This is a genomic window from Planococcus beijingensis (assembly GCF_016820615.1).
In the GTDB taxonomy this organism is placed as follows: Bacteria; Bacillota; Bacilli; order Bacillales_A; family Planococcaceae; genus Planococcus; species Planococcus notacanthi.
Genome location: NZ_JADHDZ010000001.1, coordinates 1117833 through 1135706, shown reverse-complemented (window position 1 = coordinate 1135706; position 17874 = coordinate 1117833). Strand labels below are relative to the sequence as shown.

General features: G+C 44.7%; 25 protein-coding genes. 8 read left to right on the top strand and 17 right to left on the bottom strand.

The features are described 5' to 3' along the window. Positions 1 to 148 precede the first annotated feature (148 nt). Positions 149 to 931, bottom strand: coding sequence for a class I SAM-dependent methyltransferase (locus tag IRE19_RS05435; RefSeq protein WP_203339561.1), 783 nt, complete (start codon positions 929 to 931; stop codon positions 149 to 151). Next, on the bottom strand, positions 928 to 1365 hold the full coding sequence (locus tag IRE19_RS05430) for a BrxA/BrxB family bacilliredoxin (RefSeq protein WP_203339560.1): 438 nt from the start codon (positions 1363 to 1365) through the stop codon (positions 928 to 930). Before IRE19_RS05430 ends, IRE19_RS05435 begins: the two co-directional genes overlap by 4 nt. A 1026-nt stretch (positions 1366 to 2391) precedes the next feature. Here IRE19_RS05430 and IRE19_RS05425 point away from each other — a divergent pair. Further along, on the top strand, positions 2392 to 2628 hold the full coding sequence (locus tag IRE19_RS05425) for a hypothetical protein (RefSeq protein ID WP_191714337.1): 237 nt from the start codon (positions 2392 to 2394) through the stop codon (positions 2626 to 2628). A gap of 396 nt (positions 2629 to 3024) precedes the next feature. Here IRE19_RS05425 and nadR read toward each other — a convergent pair whose 3' ends face one another. The 9 genes from nadR to IRE19_RS05380 form a co-directional block, all read right to left on the bottom strand. Continuing rightward, positions 3025 to 4074, bottom strand: coding sequence for a multifunctional transcriptional regulator/nicotinamide-nucleotide adenylyltransferase/ribosylnicotinamide kinase NadR (gene nadR / locus IRE19_RS05420; protein WP_349291250.1), 1050 nt, complete (start codon positions 4072 to 4074; stop codon positions 3025 to 3027). Between the two features lie 3 nt (positions 4075 to 4077). Continuing rightward, positions 4078 to 4815 (bottom strand): nicotinamide riboside transporter PnuC, encoded by a 738-nt coding sequence (pnuC, locus tag IRE19_RS05415; RefSeq protein WP_203339559.1) that lies wholly within the window; start codon positions 4813 to 4815, stop codon positions 4078 to 4080. A 152-nt stretch (positions 4816 to 4967) separates the two neighbouring features. Then, the gene (locus tag IRE19_RS05410; RefSeq protein WP_191714335.1) at positions 4968 to 5210 is read right to left on the bottom strand and encodes a hypothetical protein; all 243 of its coding nucleotides are present in this window, start codon (positions 5208 to 5210) and stop codon (positions 4968 to 4970) included. 119 nt (positions 5211 to 5329) lie between these two features. Next, positions 5330 to 5536: a hypothetical protein gene (locus tag IRE19_RS05405; protein WP_191714334.1), complete on the bottom strand. Its 207-nt coding sequence runs from the start codon at positions 5534 to 5536 to the stop codon at positions 5330 to 5332. A gap of 233 nt (positions 5537 to 5769) precedes the next feature. Then, positions 5770 to 6024, bottom strand: a complete 255-nt coding sequence (locus tag IRE19_RS05400; protein WP_203339558.1) for a hypothetical protein — start codon at positions 6022 to 6024, stop codon at positions 5770 to 5772. Positions 6025 to 6296: 272 nt separating this feature from the next. After that, complete coding sequence (locus IRE19_RS05395; RefSeq protein WP_203339557.1) at positions 6297 to 6611, bottom strand: hypothetical protein; 315 nt, start codon at positions 6609 to 6611, stop codon at positions 6297 to 6299. A 149-nt stretch (positions 6612 to 6760) separates the two neighbouring features. Continuing rightward, positions 6761 to 7891, bottom strand: coding sequence for a virulence factor (locus IRE19_RS05390; protein WP_203339556.1), 1131 nt, complete (start codon positions 7889 to 7891; stop codon positions 6761 to 6763). Between the two features lie 26 nt (positions 7892 to 7917). Beyond that, positions 7918 to 9804 carry an ABC-F family ATP-binding cassette domain-containing protein gene (locus tag IRE19_RS05385; protein ID WP_203339555.1) on the bottom strand — a complete coding sequence of 629 codons (1887 nt, stop codon included), beginning with the start codon at positions 9802 to 9804 and terminating at the stop codon, positions 7918 to 7920. After that, a complete protein-coding gene (locus IRE19_RS05380) occupies positions 9801 to 10436 on the bottom strand; it encodes an HD domain-containing protein (protein WP_203339554.1) in 636 nt (211 codons plus the stop codon). The genes IRE19_RS05385 and IRE19_RS05380 overlap by 4 nt, the downstream gene beginning before the upstream one ends. Positions 10437 to 10601: 165 nt before the next feature. Between IRE19_RS05380 and IRE19_RS05375 the strand changes: the two genes are divergently transcribed. Further along, positions 10602 to 10811, top strand: coding sequence for a cold-shock protein (locus tag IRE19_RS05375; protein ID WP_191714328.1), 210 nt, complete (start codon positions 10602 to 10604; stop codon positions 10809 to 10811). A gap of 73 nt (positions 10812 to 10884) precedes the next feature. Here the strand turns inward: IRE19_RS05375 and IRE19_RS05370 are convergent, their stop codons facing one another. Continuing rightward, on the bottom strand, positions 10885 to 11082 hold the full coding sequence (locus IRE19_RS05370) for a zinc-finger domain-containing protein (protein ID WP_006829962.1): 198 nt from the start codon (positions 11080 to 11082) through the stop codon (positions 10885 to 10887). Between the two features lie 147 nt (positions 11083 to 11229). Here IRE19_RS05370 and IRE19_RS05365 point away from each other — a divergent pair, with 147 nt between their 5' ends. From IRE19_RS05365 to IRE19_RS05350, 4 genes are all read left to right on the top strand, one after another. Further along, a complete protein-coding gene (locus IRE19_RS05365) occupies positions 11230 to 11913 on the top strand; it encodes a queuosine precursor transporter (RefSeq protein ID WP_191714327.1) in 684 nt (227 codons plus the stop codon). An 8-nt stretch (positions 11914 to 11921) separates the two neighbouring features. Next, the gene (locus tag IRE19_RS05360; protein ID WP_191714326.1) at positions 11922 to 12311 is read left to right on the top strand and encodes a ribonuclease HI family protein; all 390 of its coding nucleotides are present in this window, start codon (positions 11922 to 11924) and stop codon (positions 12309 to 12311) included. A 117-nt stretch (positions 12312 to 12428) separates the two neighbouring features. After that, a complete protein-coding gene (locus tag IRE19_RS05355) occupies positions 12429 to 12638 on the top strand; it encodes a hypothetical protein (protein WP_203339553.1) in 210 nt (69 codons plus the stop codon). A 17-nt stretch (positions 12639 to 12655) separates the two neighbouring features. Further along, a complete protein-coding gene (locus IRE19_RS05350) occupies positions 12656 to 12973 on the top strand; it encodes a hypothetical protein (protein ID WP_225218339.1) in 318 nt (105 codons plus the stop codon). Between the two features lie 91 nt (positions 12974 to 13064). On the opposite strand, the gene IRE19_RS18485 is transcribed toward IRE19_RS05350, so the two are convergent. Continuing rightward, on the bottom strand, positions 13065 to 13187 hold the full coding sequence (locus tag IRE19_RS18485; protein WP_255548226.1) for a hypothetical protein: 123 nt from the start codon (positions 13185 to 13187) through the stop codon (positions 13065 to 13067). Between the two features lie 75 nt (positions 13188 to 13262). On the opposite strand from IRE19_RS18485, the gene IRE19_RS05345 reads away from it, so the two are divergent. Further along, positions 13263 to 14273 carry a PQQ-dependent sugar dehydrogenase gene (locus tag IRE19_RS05345; RefSeq protein WP_203339552.1) on the top strand — a complete coding sequence of 337 codons (1011 nt, stop codon included), beginning with the start codon at positions 13263 to 13265 and terminating at the stop codon, positions 14271 to 14273. A 161-nt stretch (positions 14274 to 14434) separates the two neighbouring features. Here the strand turns inward: IRE19_RS05345 and IRE19_RS05340 are convergent, their stop codons facing one another. Genes IRE19_RS05340 through IRE19_RS05330 form a run of 3 tightly spaced genes read right to left on the bottom strand, consistent with a single transcriptional unit; the run spans position 14435 to position 16186 of the window. Then, positions 14435 to 14932, bottom strand: a complete 498-nt coding sequence (locus tag IRE19_RS05340; protein ID WP_203339551.1) for a GNAT family N-acetyltransferase — start codon at positions 14930 to 14932, stop codon at positions 14435 to 14437. A gap of 15 nt (positions 14933 to 14947) precedes the next feature. Beyond that, on the bottom strand, positions 14948 to 15958 hold the full coding sequence (locus IRE19_RS05335) for a S66 family peptidase (protein WP_203339550.1): 1011 nt from the start codon (positions 15956 to 15958) through the stop codon (positions 14948 to 14950). Positions 15959 to 15979: 21 nt separating this feature from the next. Then, positions 15980 to 16186 (bottom strand): hypothetical protein, encoded by a 207-nt coding sequence (locus tag IRE19_RS05330; protein ID WP_203339549.1) that lies wholly within the window; start codon positions 16184 to 16186, stop codon positions 15980 to 15982. A gap of 195 nt (positions 16187 to 16381) precedes the next feature. On the opposite strand from IRE19_RS05330, the gene IRE19_RS05325 reads away from it, so the two are divergent. Then, a complete protein-coding gene (locus IRE19_RS05325) occupies positions 16382 to 17026 on the top strand; it encodes an SDR family oxidoreductase (RefSeq protein WP_191714320.1) in 645 nt (214 codons plus the stop codon). A gap of 208 nt (positions 17027 to 17234) precedes the next feature. On the opposite strand, the gene IRE19_RS05320 is transcribed toward IRE19_RS05325, so the two are convergent. After that, positions 17235 to 17738 (bottom strand): hypothetical protein, encoded by a 504-nt coding sequence (locus tag IRE19_RS05320; protein ID WP_203339548.1) that lies wholly within the window; start codon positions 17736 to 17738, stop codon positions 17235 to 17237. Positions 17739 to 17874: the final 136 nt, after the last annotated feature.

The window sequence follows — 17874 nt, the reverse complement described above, 5'->3', positions numbered from 1 at the left end:
TTTTTTTGAAAAGGAGGAATTTTTGTGGATGCATCATTATTGATCGGATTAGGTCTTCTATTCATGCTTATATACTTGACTTCACTTTCAATTACGGATTAATAAGCAACAAAAAAACTTCCTGAAAGCCAGGAAGTTTTTTTGTTGCTTATTTTTGTGTTTGGCACAGGATTACGCCGTAATGGAATTTCGTATTGGGTCGTACGCGACGGGTAAAGCCGAAGCGTTCAAAATCCTCCGAACGGAAATGTGCTTTCAGCACAACGGATTTATGCGCTACACGCTTTGCTTCTGTGAGCCACCGCTCCGTCAACTGCCCTTGGTCAGCCGGTCCACGTAATGGCGTGAAGTTGGACGCTTCCGTAATTTCCTCTGTGAACATCGGGTCCATGTAAATCACATCGATGGAATTAGAGTCAAGCGTCTGCAAGAACGATACAGCATCAGAAGAAATCACCTCGATCCGCTTCATCGCCTCATCCAGATGCGGCACACCATTGTATTGCCCGAGTCCTTGCCGAACGACGTAAGCGAGGATCGGATGGCTTTCGCAGCCATACACCTTGCCTTTCTCTCCGACACGCTGAGAAGCCACAATCGCATCAGACGCCAGGCCCAAAGTGCAATCCAAAAAAGAATCACCCCTCTGAAGGCCGGATACGTCGATCAACGGATCCTGTTCAAGCGGGCGCTTCGTCCGGAACGCTGCCGAATTCGGATGAAAAAAGAACGGCTCGCTTCTACCTCTCGGGTAAAACTCGAGCCGCTCCTTCAAACAGACCACAAGATCCGCTCTTTCATCCGCATGCATTCTGTCGATGGAACGTTTATTGCGCGGGACCTGCAAAAGCGAAAGATCTGCCGAAACACGTTCGGCCCACTCCAGCGTGGCTGTGGTCGGCCGGTACGCGGTTGTGACTACCGTCTTCACTGGGCAGCCACCTGTTCAAGAACCTGCGCCAAATGGTCGCGGATCTGTTCCATTGGATAACCCTCGATCTGTTCACGCGGAATGAAATATGCCAATTGGCCGTCTTTCAGCACCGCAATCGACGGAGATGACGGAGGAACTTCCTCGAAATAATTGCGCATTTGCGCAGTTGCTTCCTTATCCTGCCCGGCAAATACCGTCACCAAGTGATCCGGTTTCGCTTCTGCCGTATTCAATGCTTCCAGAACCGCTGGACGCGCCAATCCTGCTGCACAACCACAAACCGAGTTGATCACAACAAGACTTGTTCCTTCAGAACTGCTCATGTGTTCGTTTACCTCTTCTGCCGTCAGTAACTCTTTAAATCCTGCACCCGTCAATTCCTGGCGCATAGGCACAACTATGCCTTTCATGTACTCATCATATGCGTTCATGCTTTCGCCTCATTTCATTTGGATTATATCTTTAGTGTAACCCAGATGGCTTGGGATTTCATAGTGTGGGGTTTTGGAGGTTTTTTTTGTAGACTCACCTTAGTTTTCTTAATAAGAAAACCAGGCTTTTATGCCGTGAAGTCTCGAGATTTAATCTGGATTCTTTTCGAGTTGCCGCAACCACCTACCAGGAACTGAAAATTTTGATTTTAGCCGAACAAAAAATCCTTGAAATGAGGATCGACTTCTTTCAGGATAATTACTCTCAGCGACCGACCTATCGACCATGATCAGATTGGACCTTCGTCATCATCGCAATTTAGTTTTTCGATTTCGGACTTTTTCTATCACTGCCGGCCTGCATGGATTCAAATTTATAGGGGCGCTCGTCAATTGTGCACGTTTGTTAGATATATGGCCTATCCAAATTTTGTTTTCTGCATTGTATTGAACTTCCGCACAACTCCAGAAGCCTGTACGCGTTTCTTTTTCAAAAAACACGGTAGCTGCTCAGAAATAAAATAGGAATGGTAATCCAAAGCAATACAACAACAGCATTGAACATCAAGGACGTAAGTTTCCATCCTGTGTTATAGTTACTTTTATGATTTTATGGATTCTTAAGACTTTTCTTAGTCACTTTCCATTAGGAAAGGCGTGGTCTATTTGAGACTCAATAGCATCAAAAGTTTTCTACAAACGATGCACGACTATTCATCGGTTAATATCACTCAGACTTTTGCTTCTGAGGACAAAACAAGAAGCTTATCAGTTCAATTCATAGCAGCAATTCAAATGTTTTCTGTTACCGATGCTGCAACAAATCAATTGTGGGAAAATGCATCTATGGACGAGACTGCTTTGTTTATCGACAACTATCTTAGTGCTAACCTACTTCCAGTCAGCTCCTGATTTTTTCAGGGGTTTTCTTTTGCTCAGTATTGGGCATACCAAGAAGTGGACCCGGGCAACGAGATTCATTTCCTCCGTCTAAAACTACGTCTGAAAAGGAAGAGCCTGATTTTCATGAAGTTAGAAAACATCAAAGAACTGTTGCAGATCATTTGTAATTTCAACAACTCCAACATCACTCATACCTTTGCAGTTAAAGGAAGCGATGAGACGCTAACAGTTATCTGCATTCAAGAAACATTCATTCTTGAAATCACTTCCAATGAACAGGAAATAACAAAGCACTTTACCTCCATTGACGAAGCAGCTGAATTTATTAATGAAAAAATTCATGTGCTTGATGATAATTGACTTCTCTTAACCGGGAGGTTTTTTGTTTTCTTTTTTTAAAAAAAGTTTGGAAACTCTACTTAAAAAATCCTTAAGAATAAGAGGTCGATTATGAGATGAAAAAGCAGAGAAAAGAAAATTGCTTTATAGGCTTGGTTAAGGAAATTGGCCTTCTAATTATTGTTGAAGCTGCATTTCTAGCAATATGGAATACTTTGATGGCCATACCAAGATGAATTTATCGTATGTACACCAGTATTTGAGTTTACCTAAATAATGATTTTCAGCTCAACTTCATACACGTCTAACTATTTTGGCCTTTTTTTCTTATATATCTTTTGTATGGCCTCCATATCCCTCTTCACAAAAAAAGACACAAGCCAAGAGCTCTCACCCTCAGCCTGCATCCAATAGACTTTATTCACTTATTTCCCCATAAAGCTTCTCCTCCAGAACTTCATCAACCAGCTCGATCGCCTGCTCGAGACGTTCGTGATAATTCCCGCTAATGGAGTGGTAAGTGATGTTTTGGCGGTCCAGTATGGCTTTTAAATAATCGTTGTTGCGCTCCCGAATCGTCTGTTCGCCGAACAACCGGGTGCCGTCATCCACCCATTTCACATCCGGCTCCAGGAAAAGCCACAGGTCATAATTTTGCAGGGCTGCGACTTGGTCTAAGACCGGTTGCTCATAACCCAGGTAGGCCCAGGAGAAATACTGGGTGACGTTCGCTTCTGTGTCGATAAAGAGCAGCTTGTTGGCGCGTTTAGCCTGTTCTGTTTCATGGTATTTATGCTCAAAGGCAATTTTCGGGAAATCGGATTCGATGGCGATTTCGGCACCGATATGGTCATAGAATTTGCGCCCGTATTCTTCCACGTAGCTGGTGTTATACAGGTTCGCCAGGTTCTTGACCAATGTCGACTTCCCGGCGCTCTCGGTTCCCACTACGACAACGGTCCGGACAAAATAAGGCTGAACCACATGCGGGATAATCGCCCAATGTTTCATTGCGCCTTCTTCGCGTATTTGCGTGGCCGAGATCGGGTAGGTCCGGCGCTCCGCATCCAGGACGACGTGCTTCGCACCTGGATAGAGCTTTTCGAAATGGTCGCCATAGGCATGTTCAGAACTAAAGACAACATCGATTTCTTTTCCAATTGCCGCTTTGATGCCGACAGCACCCTTCTCCCAGTCGTAGAATTCGCCTGTCTGTTTTTCTGCAACGGCATGCACTTTGACATGCGGCAGGTCTTTTGTGAGTTCGTTCCACCAGCGAAGCCGCTGATGAAAGGGAATGGGCTTCATGGTCGTTCCCTTGAAATAAAATTCCCGCTCATAGTCCTCGTCATGCGTCAGGATGATATGCAATTCCTCGACCATCGTACTGGCACGGATCATGGCACTGACATGCCCTTGGTGGATAATCAAAAACTTGCCGCCATACATTCCAACTTTTCCTATCACTTGTTAAACAGCTCCTTCTTCCAGCCCTTGCTTTTTGGCCATCTTTCTCCAATTGTAATAGCCGTACATGGAGTTAAACAAGAAGGCAGTCCACATTACCACCAATGTATAATCGTTGCCTCCTGTTGAATCGAGCGTAATGACCCATAGGGCGATGGAAAGAATATTGACCAAAATCCAGAACAGCCATTGCTCAGCAAATCGTTTCAGCATCAGAATCTGCGCTGTAACAGACAACACATTCGTTGCAGAATCCAATCCGACAGACCGTCCGCCGATCGCCTGGAGCAAAACCGCATATAAAACCGTTCCTACAATAATCGCAATTACGGTATAAAGCCAAGAACTCATCTTCATGGTTTTGACGATGACGTCTTCACCCTGCACACTGTCTTTGTTCCTGATGGTGTTGCGATGCCATAAATAAAGTCCGATAAATTGGATCGGGAAATAGAAAAGTCCGTTGAGCATCGCTTCCCCGTATAACCCGTAAGTGAAAGAAATATACGCGTAGGTAGAGGTCTGGATAATTCCAAAGTAATAGTTGCTGATTTTCCCTTTTGCAACCAGCAGAACGCATAACATGCCGCTTAGAGAACTGATAAGTCCAAGGAGCGTGTCGTCCCAAGCAAAAAACAAATAGATATTAATGGCAGTGAAAATGAGGAGCCAACTCTTTTCGAATAAACTCCAATCTTTCAAAAATCGTTGTGTTTTTGATTCAGCAGCGTTGATGGCCATGGCTATTCCTCCCAGATTTTATATCGTTTCATTTGCCTACCAGTTCTCCTCCTGACTTCGTTACTTATTACCCCAACTATACCATTTTTTCTCACTCCACCAACTAGTTTTCAAAAGAAAAAGAGCGCCCATAAGGACGCTCTTTCGGGAAATTATTTAGTTGAAAAACTGGCATATAAATTCTTTAAGTATTTATCCGGATGCGGCATCGGATGATTTTTGCCTCGTTTGGTGTTTTTTTGGTAGCTTTCAAAAGCGGCATTAATCAGTGCCCAATCTTCTGGATAATCTTCTTTAAAATTCGTTTTGAACACATGCCACGTCATGTCTTCGCCATATTTTTTGATCATTGCTTCTATTTTTTTCTTCTTCGCTGGAAATACTGCACTGCCCATATCATCACTCTTTTCTCTAACCAATATACAGTATTTAAGAAACTTTGAAAAGAACCTTTAAAGCGGCGGTTCTGCTACTTTCCATTTACTCTATAGTAGTCAAATTAAAGAGCCATCCCTTAGGATGACTTGAATAATGAGATTTGGATGCCTTCAGCAGTAGGTGGGCGAAGAGTAAGGGTAGTCCCGTTTTCTTCTACCGTGTATTCTTTTAAATATTCTTCCACATCCTGGGGATGCTCTGCACTCGTCTCCCGTAAAAGCTCTTTAATAATCAACGAGCTTCTTTTTTCATTTAATACAATGCCATTGACTGTAAGATTCAACTGAAACCCTCCTATGTATACTTAAAAGATATCATAAACTTATCATCTTTAAACGTATACATGGACCTAATATTTATTAATATTTTTCTCTTAAAGTACCGTTTTTGTCTATTTAGTCGTATAAAGTAGTTTTGAATACCCATTAATGATTAAACAAATAATAGTCAAGACACCTATACCAGTTATTCTCAACATAAAAATGCTGCCTTTTCAGGCAGCATTCAGTTTCCAGCTCAATTTTGCTGTTCAGGAAGAATATTGTTGAATAGCTCTGGCACCAACCTATTGACTGCGAAGTTCTGCGTCATGCCGAAATGGCCGCATCCTGTGACGATCACCGGAAATTTTCCGGACGTTGATTTACCCAGAAACAGCAATTCATCGACGATGACCGGATCTTTTGTTCCGCAAGCCGAACAAACCTTGCTGACTCCTTTGTCATTTAATGTTTTCGCAATGATTTCCAGTTGTTCTTTGTTCAGTCTCATGTTCTTCCACCTTCCCTCTTTTTTAAAATTTATCCTATATAAGTCGAACTAGAGAGATAGCATATAAAATCTCTGGCACTATGAACAAAGCTCCCGCCCATTCAGGAGCCGCGCCTGCGTGGAGAGAAATCTCTAAAGATATGGAGCAAAACAGCGAAGACGCCTTGGGGATCAAGCGAAGTGCTGAAATCCACTCGGGCATTTAGCCCGAGTTAGTTCAGCGCGAGCCCCCGGCAAGCGCAGCTGTTTTGCGGAATATCAACTATATTGCATTATTTCTTCAACTTATCTAGCTTGTCATATTCCTTATTGATGAAATCAAGCATCTGGCTGAAGATATCGTACTCAAACCATTCATAGGATGTATCCTGATCGTATTTTCCATCTTCTTTGATTTCCACGTTGTTGGAAGACAACTGGACAATTTGCGTATCTTCCACATCCTCTTCCTGTCCTTTCACTTTCTGGCCATCGAATTGCTTGACCACTTTCTGATAAAATTCATCGCGTTTCTGGCGGTCTTCAAACTCCCACGATTCATACTTTCCGCTATATAAAATCTCCATTGAATAGACGCTGTTTTCCATTTCCAATTCCTCCTAGTAAATGATGACTCCCTTGTTTCTGTCGGTTAACAGCACTTTACCTCTTAATGGACTCTTGGAAACATTAATTTTATCTAGCAAGCTGAAAAACAAAAAAAGGCCGGCGACTTTTCAGTCACCGGCCATTCACTTTATTCTTCTTTCATTGCCTGTCTGGCTTCAGTCATTTGTTTCCAAACTGAACCTTTGGCGTCTTCGCCTTGTTCGATTCGTGCGATGGCCATCTTGATCTGAAGCTTCACTTCAAACTCAAGATCTTCCTCTGCCTGTTTCAGGGCCGGCAACGCGGCTTCTGTGCCGGTTTCGTAAAGGAACATGGCAGCTCTCCAGCGAACCAATTTGTTTTTATCGCCTAATGTTTCCATCATGATCGGCTCAAATTCCTCAAAGCCCAGATCACTGATGGTGTCGCCAGCCGTTCTGCGGACAGCCCAGCTCTTGTCTTTCATGGCGCGTTCAACGTAAGGCACTACAGCTTTATCATCGATATCGCCAAGGAAGATGGCAGCCTGGCGGCGAATGGACATTTTTTCATCATCCAATGCCAAAGACAGCAATGGCAGGTCGTCGATATCCGCTTCAATCATCTGATCAAGCAGCTGGAAACGGGTCTCCCAGTCAGGGGCATTGAATTCGTCAACTGTAATTCTCCGTCCACGCGGTGCCGATTCGGCCTGTTCCGTGTCTTCTTTTGCAGTCAACGCATCTAAACGCTCCTGTGGATAAGCGGCTTCTAGTTCTTCCACCATGCTCTTCCCGATTTCACCTTTATCGCCGTAACGGACACCGTAATCAGCCCATTTGCGCTGCAGCAGGTAATTTTCCTCTGTCGGGTCCATGACCAGCTTCATCGCAGTGATAAAGCGATCCGGCATGCCAAAGCGTTCTTCAGAGCTGTTATCAAAGACTTTTACTTGAAGGGGAATTCCTTTGAACTCCTGAACATGCACATAAACCTCGCCGTAATGCTCATCCAACTCGATTTCTTCGCTCGAATGTTCACGATCTTCACCGAAGACATTGCGGACTTGTGCCAAAATCGATTCCCAGTCAAACTTTGAAATGCGTTCGACTGCCAAAAAGTCGGCCACGTGATAAACACCTTTTACCCCGTCAATCTTCAGCAGCTCCTGAACTTCTTTTGGAGCGCCTTCCAGATTGTCTTTATGGTAATTATGGCTTTTGCCAAACGGCAATTCCTGATCGATGATCACTTTCATCGTATTCGGGCTTGGTGTCGGTTCAATGGTAATGATTTTCACAAAAAATCCCTCCTGCAATTAGTAGATCATGCTTCCGCAATTTCCTGAAGATAGGTCCAGCGTTCAATCAATGTATCGTATTCGGCTGTCAGTTCATTGACTTCCTGAGTCAGTTTCGCCAATTTGTCGTAATCTGCTCCTGCCGCCGCCATTTCTTCTTCGCGTTTTTCGATTTTTTCTTCCGCTTCTGCTATCTTGTCCAGGATGCCATCGTACTCCTGTTGTTCTTTGTAGCTCATCTTCTTTTTCGGCTTCGCTGGTTCTACAGGTTCAGCTTCAATTTTTTCTACAAGCTCCTGCTCCGCCAGAGCCACCGGATTGTTTTTCTCTTTAATAAATTCGGAATACAAACCTTGGTATTCTTCTATTTGGCCAGTGCCAGTCGTCCATAGTTTCCGCGCAATGCGGTCAAGGAAAAAGCGATCATGCGAAATGGTGATGACGACACCCGGGAAGTTTTCAAGGAAATCTTCCAGAACAGAAAGCGTCTGGATGTCCAGGTCGTTAGTCGGCTCATCGAGGAACAGGATATTCGGTTGTTCCATCAATAATTTCAATAAATACAGGCGCTTGCGTTCGCCGCCGGATAATTTGCCGATTTGCGTGCCGTGACCGTTTGAAGGGAACAAGAAACGTTCGAGCATTTGAGTCGCTGATAAGCGAACTCCTTTTTCAGCTTCAAAATCACTTGATGTTTCCTGAATGTATTCGATCATCCGCTGCGATTCGTCCATCTCAGGCAGATGCTGCGTAAAGTGAGCAATTTTGACAGTGCTGCCGTATTCCATCTGGCCAGTGGTCGGTTCCAGTTCGCCAGCCAGCATTTTCATCAAAGTGGATTTGCCGGCGCCGTTTGGCCCGACGATTCCGATGCGGTCTCCACCCTGCAGAAGGAAATCAAAGCCGCTGAAAATCTGCTTGTCGCCATATGCGACGCCCATATTTTTGCCTTCAATGATTTTCTTGCCGAGACGCTGGCTTTGCATCGATAGTTCAAGCGATGTATTGTCGTTTTCTTTTTGGACGCTTTCCTTGATTTCATCAAAGCGCTGAATACGTGCCTTTTGCTTGGTAGAGCGTGCTTTTGCTCCACGGCGAATCCATTTCAATTCTGAACGGAAACGGTTTTCGAGTTTCTGCTGTGACGATGCGTTCATTTCATCGCGTATGGCTTTGTTTTCCAGGTAATCGCCGTAGTTCCCTTTATGGGTATACATAGTTTGGTCAGCGATCTCAAAAATATGGGTCGAGACTGCATCCAGGAAGTAGCGGTCATGCGTAACGAAAAGCATCGCTGAATCCATGCGCAGCAAGGTTTCCTGCAGCCATTCTGTTGAAACGGCGTCCAAATGGTTGGTCGGCTCGTCCAGCAGGATTAAGTCAGCCGGTTCGATCAACGCTTTAGCAAGCGCTACACGTTTCCGCTGTCCGCCTGACAGTTCGCTGACGACTTGGTCGTACATGTCGATTCCCAGTTTCGACAAGGCTGTTTTGGCCAAGGCGTTGATATCCCATGCGTTGTCCTGTTCCATTTTTTCCTGGATCTCCATCAATTCATCCTGCAATTGCGTAGAACTTGAATCAATCATCATATTTTTCAAGGCATTCTCATAAGCGCGGTTTAACGCCAATAACGGCGAATCGCCCGAGAACACTGTTTCGAGTACCGTCAACGACTCATCGAATTCAGGCTCCTGCATCAAATACGTGATCCGGTACTTTTTCGGATGGTCCATGACAACGTTATCGGCATCCATCGTTCCTGCCAAAATGGACATCAAAGTCGATTTCCCTGTTCCGTTGACACCGATCAAGCCGGCACGTTCTCCTGGATACAATGAAAATTCGACGTCCTTGAATAATGTTTTGGCTCCTACTGTTTTGGTTAATTTCGAAATATTTAAGTGGCTCATTTATTCCCATCCGTTTCTGTTTGAAGTTGCTTTAAAAAGGATAGCATAAATTCATGGCGTTCTTCAGCCATCTGCTTACCAGTTTCCGTAGTCATTTGATCTTTCAGCAGCAATAGCTTTTCATAGAAATGCGTGACGCTGCTGGTTGGTGCATCCCGGTATTCCTGTTCCGTCATTTCGGTGCGTGCTTTTTCGTGCCAATCGTACAACTTCCGTCCTTTTGCGCCGCCATAGGCAAACGCACGCGCAATGCCGATTGCCCCAATGGCATCCAAACGGTCCGCATCCTGGACGATTTTCGCTTCAATGCTCGATGCCGGCTTGCCGTTGCCGCCTTTAAAGGACACTGAACCGATCACTTCCTGAATGTGATGGCGCTGATCATCCCGAAGTTCCAGACGATCCAGGATATCACTTTCCAAATCTTCCTCAGGTTTTTTGTATTTCGGATCCGATACATCGTGCAGCAGCACTGCCAGTTCAACAATGAAGGCATCTGCTGACTCCTGTTCCAGAATCGTTTTGGCATTTTTCATGACGCGCTCAATATGCTGCCAGTCATGGCTCGCATCGAACAAATCATAGATTTTCTTTACTTCGTTCTGGCATTGCTCTATTTTTTCCAGTTCCATGCTTCCGCTCCAATCGCTTGTTTCTTCTATTATAACCTGAAAGCTCCTCAAAATGCCTGTATTCCCAACGATTATTGACGTTTCCATAGGCTTCATGTATAGTATAGCCATCCATAACATGGCGTCTATGGGTCCATGGCATACTCAATAATAGGGGGAACTCGCATGCACCAGGGTACAGTGAAATGGTTTAACTCAGAAAAAGGTTACGGTTTTATTGAGTATAATGATGGTGATGATGTATTTGTCCATTTTACAGGCATTCAGGGCGATGGGTTTCGGACATTGACGGAAGGCAAGCCCGTGTCATTTGAAATTATTGACGGCAACCGCGGACCACAGGCTGCAAATGTTATTCAAATCGAATCAGAATAAAAATAAACAAAAGCAGGGACGGAAAATTCCGTCTCTGCTTTTTATTTTTGGGAAAGAATCGAATCCCCTATTTTTATTTATCGCCGGTACCGACTTTGTTGAGTTCGTTTCCGAGAAACTGCAGCTGCGTTCCGACCGTGCAATTGCTGATACAAAAACGGTGGGCAGCAGTCTTCCCTTCATCTTTGCGAAGTTGGGTTTTCACAAAGCAGCCTTCACAATATGTAGTCAGCATTTCGTCAATTTCATTGATAATCGAAACTTTTTTCACTTTGTCACCTCTTAGAAAATCGTCATTTCCTCATTCTACTACGCATTTGTCTTTTATTCCAACAATAGTTATACTGACTGAGGACATTTTTTACGGTACCAAGCGGTTCGCAAATTCCCGCTTTACCAAAACTAAGGAGGAAGTTTTTTGTTTAATGAATTTTGGGGACTGGGCTTTGCCTTGTTCAACTTTGTACTTTTATTGATCATGTATAAATTTTTCGGAAAGACAGGATTGTTCGCCTGGGTGGCTATTTCCACGGTGCTGGCCAATATCCAAGTGACCAAAACCATTGAAATCATCGGTTTGACGGCTACATTGGGCAACAGCCTGTATGCTTCGACTTTTCTGGCAACCGATATCCTGAACGAAAAATACGGCAAGAAAGAAGCCAAAAAAGCAGTGTGGCTCGGCTTTTCTTCCCTGCTTATCATGGTGCTCGTCATGCAGTTCGGCATCAAGTTCATACCGGCTGAAAGTGATTTTGCACAAGGTTCACTGGAAACCGTCTTCGGACTGATTCCGCAAATTGCCATCGGCAGCATGGTGGCCTATCTCACCAGCCAGCATTTGGATGTCATCATTTTCAGCGCGCTGCGCAGAATGTTCCCGAAAGACAGCCAATTTTGGATCCGCAACAATGGATCGACTTTGACCAGTCAGTTGCTGGATACCTTAATTTTCACTTCCATTGCTTTCTGGGGCGTGTTCCCGTTCGATGTCTGGCTTCAAATTTTCATTTCGACGTACGTCCTTAAATTTGTCGTCTCTATTATGTCAACGCCGTTCGGCTACCTTGCGAAAGCAATCAAACCCATTGATGAAAAGTAGGTGATTCTATGCTGGAAGTTTTTGTGGATGCGGCGACTGCAGGTTCTCCGCAAGTCAGCGCAGTTGGTGTTTTCATTAGAGGTGAAGGCCATTTGATCCACTGGAGCGAATATGTGGGTGAAATGGACAATCATACGGCAGAATTCACTGCACTGGTAAAAGGATTGGAACTGGCGAAGGGCCTGACTTCGGGCATGGTCTCCATCAAGTCCGATTCACAGGTGACGGTGGATGCTTTTGAAAGAGGCTCGATCAAAAATCCGAAGTTCAAGCCATTGTTGGCACAAGCATTGGAAATCGGCGACTACTTCGATTTCTGCTTTATCAAATGGATTCCGGACTCACAGAACCGGGCAGCGGACGCCCTTGCCCGTACGGAACTTCGCGCTCATAAATAATCTGTCCATCTTGTGGCGGCCGTTCTCATTTTTGAGGGCGGCTGCTTTGGTTTCTATGCATACTCAGCCGGCAAAGTCTGATAAGATTAACCTATCATCTTTTATTGGAGGAACTTTATGAGAACTAAACTTGGCACTGCACTCGATATTTTCATTTTGGTCATCGGTCCGTGGATCGTCTATACACGAATCATTGAAATGATGCAAAACGGAGTCTCTGTCTATCCGGTGATTTCGGTCCTGATCGTCACGGTTGCCGTGATATTCTCCATCTACAACCTGTACTTGCTTGTAGCACGCAAACAGCAGGACAATACGAAAAAATAAGTGGAAAAGAGGCTTGCATGGTGAAATCAGTTTTGTTTTATTTTATTCCGCTGCTGGTTTTCGCGGTGATCAACAATGTGGTTGAGGTCTTATCGTGGCCGTATTATTTGGTGCTGCTGGTAGCATTTCTTGTGTTCCAACTGGCGCGCATCCGCTATCCGAAAGATGCCATTCCACCCATTGCAAAAATCACACAAGCGGCTTTTTACATACTGACTGTGGCAACGATTTTCCGTGACCAGTATTTGGATCCGTTAATCATCAACATCCTATTGGGTATTGCACTCGGATTGGTGATCATCGAATTGCTGCAGACGAAAAAAAAGCCAGCCTAAGCTGGCACTGACCTTGAACAGCCTTGAGCTGTTTAAGGTTTTTTTGTTTAAAAAATCTTTAGAAATACGCTGGATTTGTTATGGCGGAAGACTATTTCGTGAAATACCAGACCAGCACCAAAACGATGGCGACGATGACCCAGGTGATGATGCGGATCGGGTTTTGTTTCTTTCGGATTTCTTCTTGTTCTTTGACGTCTTTCAACAACGGCATGGACTCACCTTCTTTGCTTAATTATTTCCTATCAGTTCGCTATTCAATTATGATGAAAGAAAGGAGGTTTTCTTCGTGAAAAAAATATGGACTCCCTCAATTATCCTATTGCTGCTGGCAGGCTGCAACAATGCCGCACCCAACCCGGAAGAAGCAACGGCTCCTTTCGATGAAATTGCGACAGGACTTGAAGCGCCTTGGGCAATCAATAAAACCGGTGATGAATTTTATATTTCCGAACGTGCAGGCACTGTTGCCTATATAGATGAAGAAGGCGAACTGACACGCCAGGAAGTCAGCTTTTCGGACTCTCTTTCCAGCGCAGCCGAAGCCGGATTTCTGGGCTTTGTGTTAAAACAGGACTTTAATGAAAGCCAGGAAGCGTACGGTTATTATGTCTACGAACGCGAGGGCAATGACTACAACAAAATCGTCACCATGCAGTTGGACAATGGACAGTGGCGGGAAAACGAAGTGCTTTTAGAAGGTATTCCGACAGGCAATGTCCATCATGGCGGCAGACTCGAGCTGGATGAAAATGGCACTCTTTTCGCAACGGTCGGCGATGCTTCCACACCTGATCTTGCCCAGGACCTTGCTTCCGTCAACGGCAAACTATTGAAACTCAACAACTCGGATGAATTCGAAATTTATTCGCACGGCCACCGCAATCCGCAGGGAATCACTTGGGACGGAGATACCATGTATGCTTCTGAACATGGCCAATCAGCGAATGATGAAATCAATATCATCGAAGAAGGCCATAATTACGGTTGGCCGGCCATTGAAGGTGACGCGTCTGAAGAAGGCATGGTGTCGCCGTTCTTCACAACGGGTTCCGATGAGACATGGGCTCCGAGCGGCATCGACATCCACAACGGTTCTCTTTACGTAGCAGCCCTCCGCGGAACCGCGATTAACGTGCTGGATCCGGAAAGTGCCGAAGTGACGGATTCGATTGAAGGCTTCGGGCGTGTGCGGGATGTCTTTTCGGATGGCGACTCGCTTTACTTCATTTCCAATAATACCGATGGGCGCGGCACTCCGGCAGACGGCGATGACAAGCTTTACAAATTGAATGAATAGCAAGAAGGGTATCGGCGTTGTGCCGATACCCTTCTTTCATCTCTCCAGCACTTATTGGCGGTGCTGATTGGTGTCCAGCAGCTCTATTTCGAATGAATGCTTTAAATACAGCCGGATTTATCACAAAAATGGACAGGCTTGACAGCAAGCTCCAAAATCCATCAGATAAACTTCACCATCATGTCTTCATCGATGTACTTCTCGCCGATTTTCATGGCACGGATTTCTGTTCCGTATTTTTCAAAGCCAAGCTTCTCGTACAATTCGATCGCCTGCAGATTTTCACTAGCAACCATCAGGTCCAGCCGCTCCAGCCCTTGCCAACCAGCCGCAAAATCAAGAAGCTCCAGCATCAATCGGCTTGCTATGCCTTTGCCTCTTGCTGAAGGCGTTACATAGACCGCCACGACCGATGCCCGGTGGTCCATCTTAGGTGCGGTGTTGCGCAATAAAGTGACATTGGCGCATAAATCCCCATCTGCAAATGCACCAAAAGTGACGGCATGTTCCAAGGCCAAGCTCTCTGCCGTCTGTTCTACCGGTCTTTTCACTGCATCTTCCAGCCTAGTAGCGAAAACATCCGGGCTGTTTGTTAATGCTTCAATCCGTAAATCGTAATAAAGTTGTGCGTCATTGGCATTGAGCTTTCTTATCTCCATGTACAGACATCCTTTTCACCTGAATTCCTGCTCCACTGTTCCTTTGCCGTCGGCGACTCGGATTTCTGCATAAGCGCCGTTAAGAAAAGTGATTTGCGGGGGCATATGGCCTAAATCGATATCATAGGCAATCGGCAGATTGAGGTCTTCTGCAAGATCCTGGTACATTTTTTCGGCGGTATAGCCTTCGACCGGCTCATTCGCTGCACTTCTTCCAAATAAAATGCCCGCACAATTGTCGAACCAGCCGGCATATTTCATTTGTGTCAGCGAACGTTTCAAGTCCGCAACGGACATTTCACAATTCTCCAGGAACCAGACAACCTGTTCTCCCGGAATATGCTGTTCCCGAAAAGCTTGTACTCCCCCGTATGGCGTGCCGATGATGTGCCGGACGACATCGATACACCCGCCCAACAGGCGGCCTGCGAAGTTTTCCTCGTTGCCGGAAACCGTTTTCCATTCGGTCGGTTCCGTCAGGTGATAGACGACTGGCGATGGATTCGAATGATTCCATTCCTTCTGATAAAGCGCCGAAGAATGCTGAGAAACGGATTTCCCCGCCTCGGTTTGAAGAACTGTCAGCCACTGTCCCGTCGTTTCGTCACTTTTTTCGCCCCGCAGATCCACGATGTTCGTTCCGTGCGCTGTGGCTATTCCCGTTTTTAAAGTAATGGCCAGCAGCAAGACACTGAGATCCGAGTACCCGAGCACCCATTTCGGCTGGATTTGGGAGAAGTCTACATACTCCAGCATTTCAATCAGCAATTCACCGCCCCATGGCGGGAAAATGAAATCGATTCCCGGATCATTCATCATGTCCATGAATTCAGCCGCCCGCTTTTTGGCAGGAGCCGATTTGGCAAACTCCTGTGTCCAGGCCGTCTCTCCGGTTTTTATATCGAAGCCATTTTGTTGTTGGCGGGCAATGGCCTGCTCCAGCAGATGATGCTGTTCTTTCCCCACCCCTGATGATGGTGCTGTAATGCCGATTGTTTTGAAAGTAGTAGCAGGATAACGAATCATCCAATAGTCCCCCTTTTCAAGTTAAACGAAATAAAACAAGGAAAAAATCATTGCCATTAAAACAGCAGCACCTACGCAAAACCATACCGCATGTCCCATCATTTCGAGAAAACGGCTCGGTTCTTTGTCCAATCTCTCCCCTTTAAACTGGGAGAAATCCGGTGGTGTTTCTCTTTTGCGAGCAGTCTCCTTCATCTTTATCGTCTTTGATTCTGTGGTCGGGTTCATTGTCTTCCTCCTAAAATCAGTAGCAGTAAAATCATTGCGATATCTTTCATTATACTAAACTTAACTTGAGAATAAAGTCCCCTTTTCTTCATATTGGCATTTTTCAGACTTAACAAGAGCCCCATTTGCTTGAAATAGATCTGCCAGGGTATATATGATAGAAAAGAGACGAAAATTGCAGAGGGGTTGATCAGGATGAAAGTGTTGGTAGTCGGGGCAAACGGACAAATCGGTAGGCATTTTGTAAAAATGCTGGCGGACAGTGAAGAACACACTCCGAAAGCGATGATCCGCAAAGAAGAGCAAATCAGTTTTTTCAATAGTCTCGGTGTTGAATCCGTATTAACGAGCTTAGAAGGCAGTGTTGAGGAGATTGCAGACGCTATGAAAGATTGCGACGCTGTGGTGTTCACTGCCGGCAGCGGCGGCGGAACCGGCGCGGACAAAACTTTGCTGATCGATTTGGACGGCGCTGCAAAAACGATTGAAGCTGCTGAACAAACAGGCACAGAGCGATTCCTGATGATCAGCGCCATCAATGCCGATAAACGGGAAATGTGGAAAGAAGATATGGCCCATTATTATGTAGCCAAACACCACGCCGATAACATTCTGCGCGCGAGCGGGTTGGTCTATACCATCATCCGTCCCGGCCTTTTGACAAACGATCCGGGAACCGGCAAAATTCTCGCGACTGAGAACTTGGATTCCGGTGAAATTCCACGGGAAGATGTCGCTAGTGTCCTCTTGCATGCTTTGGCGAATGAACATACTTACAATAAAACATTTGAAATCATTTCTGGAGAGCAGGACATCGAGGATGCATTAAACCGGTTATGAGTTACCCTTTCTCTAATGAAGAACCATTTGAATAACACATTCATAATCATTTGGTTTTGGTTTACAAAAACGCAGTGTCACCCTGAAAGAGATGCACAATCAAACTTTTGATTGTGCATCTCTATTTATAAATTAGCTTTTTCTGTATTTCTCTTTCTTATTTAGAAATCAAAATTCTGGTTTCCAATTAAGGCAGCAACTCAATAAATTATTTCTTTTTTCTTTTTTTTATCAAAAGAAGTGTTAATACAATCACAACTATTACTGCCAAAAGAGCAACAAAGATCCCATATTCCGACCCATTTTCGTCAACCTCGACATTCTGTAAAGTGATTGTTTCTTTATCAGCAAAAAATTCCTCTGCTATATAGGTATGATCTGTTGTCGGAGAACAAAGTGGATGTATCCAGTTCTCTCCTTCTTTATTAAGATAATACAAGTAACCTTTATTCAGTTTACTTGACCCCCAAGTGATATCTTCTTTTACTGTAATAAAGTTTTCGTCTACACCTTTAAAGCTTGTATCAACAGCTATTGTTAAAATTTTTTCATTGTGGTTCTCTTTGATGTTTACTACTATTCCTATTATCACTGCATCGTATTCATCGAAAGCAATATCTGGCGGAGAAGGCTCCACACACGATAAAGTAAAACTGGGTTTAGGCATTAAGATTAGAGAGATAATAAATAGAATAAAGATTAATTTCTTCAAAGAATCCCTCCTTTTTTCAGTACCTAGACAGTCAACTATAAACAACAGATTTAATGGGAGAAAGACTTAGTCTCGACTTCAATTGCATAACTGACTATCTCTATATCATTTAGTCGGCTATTAATCCCAAAAGTTA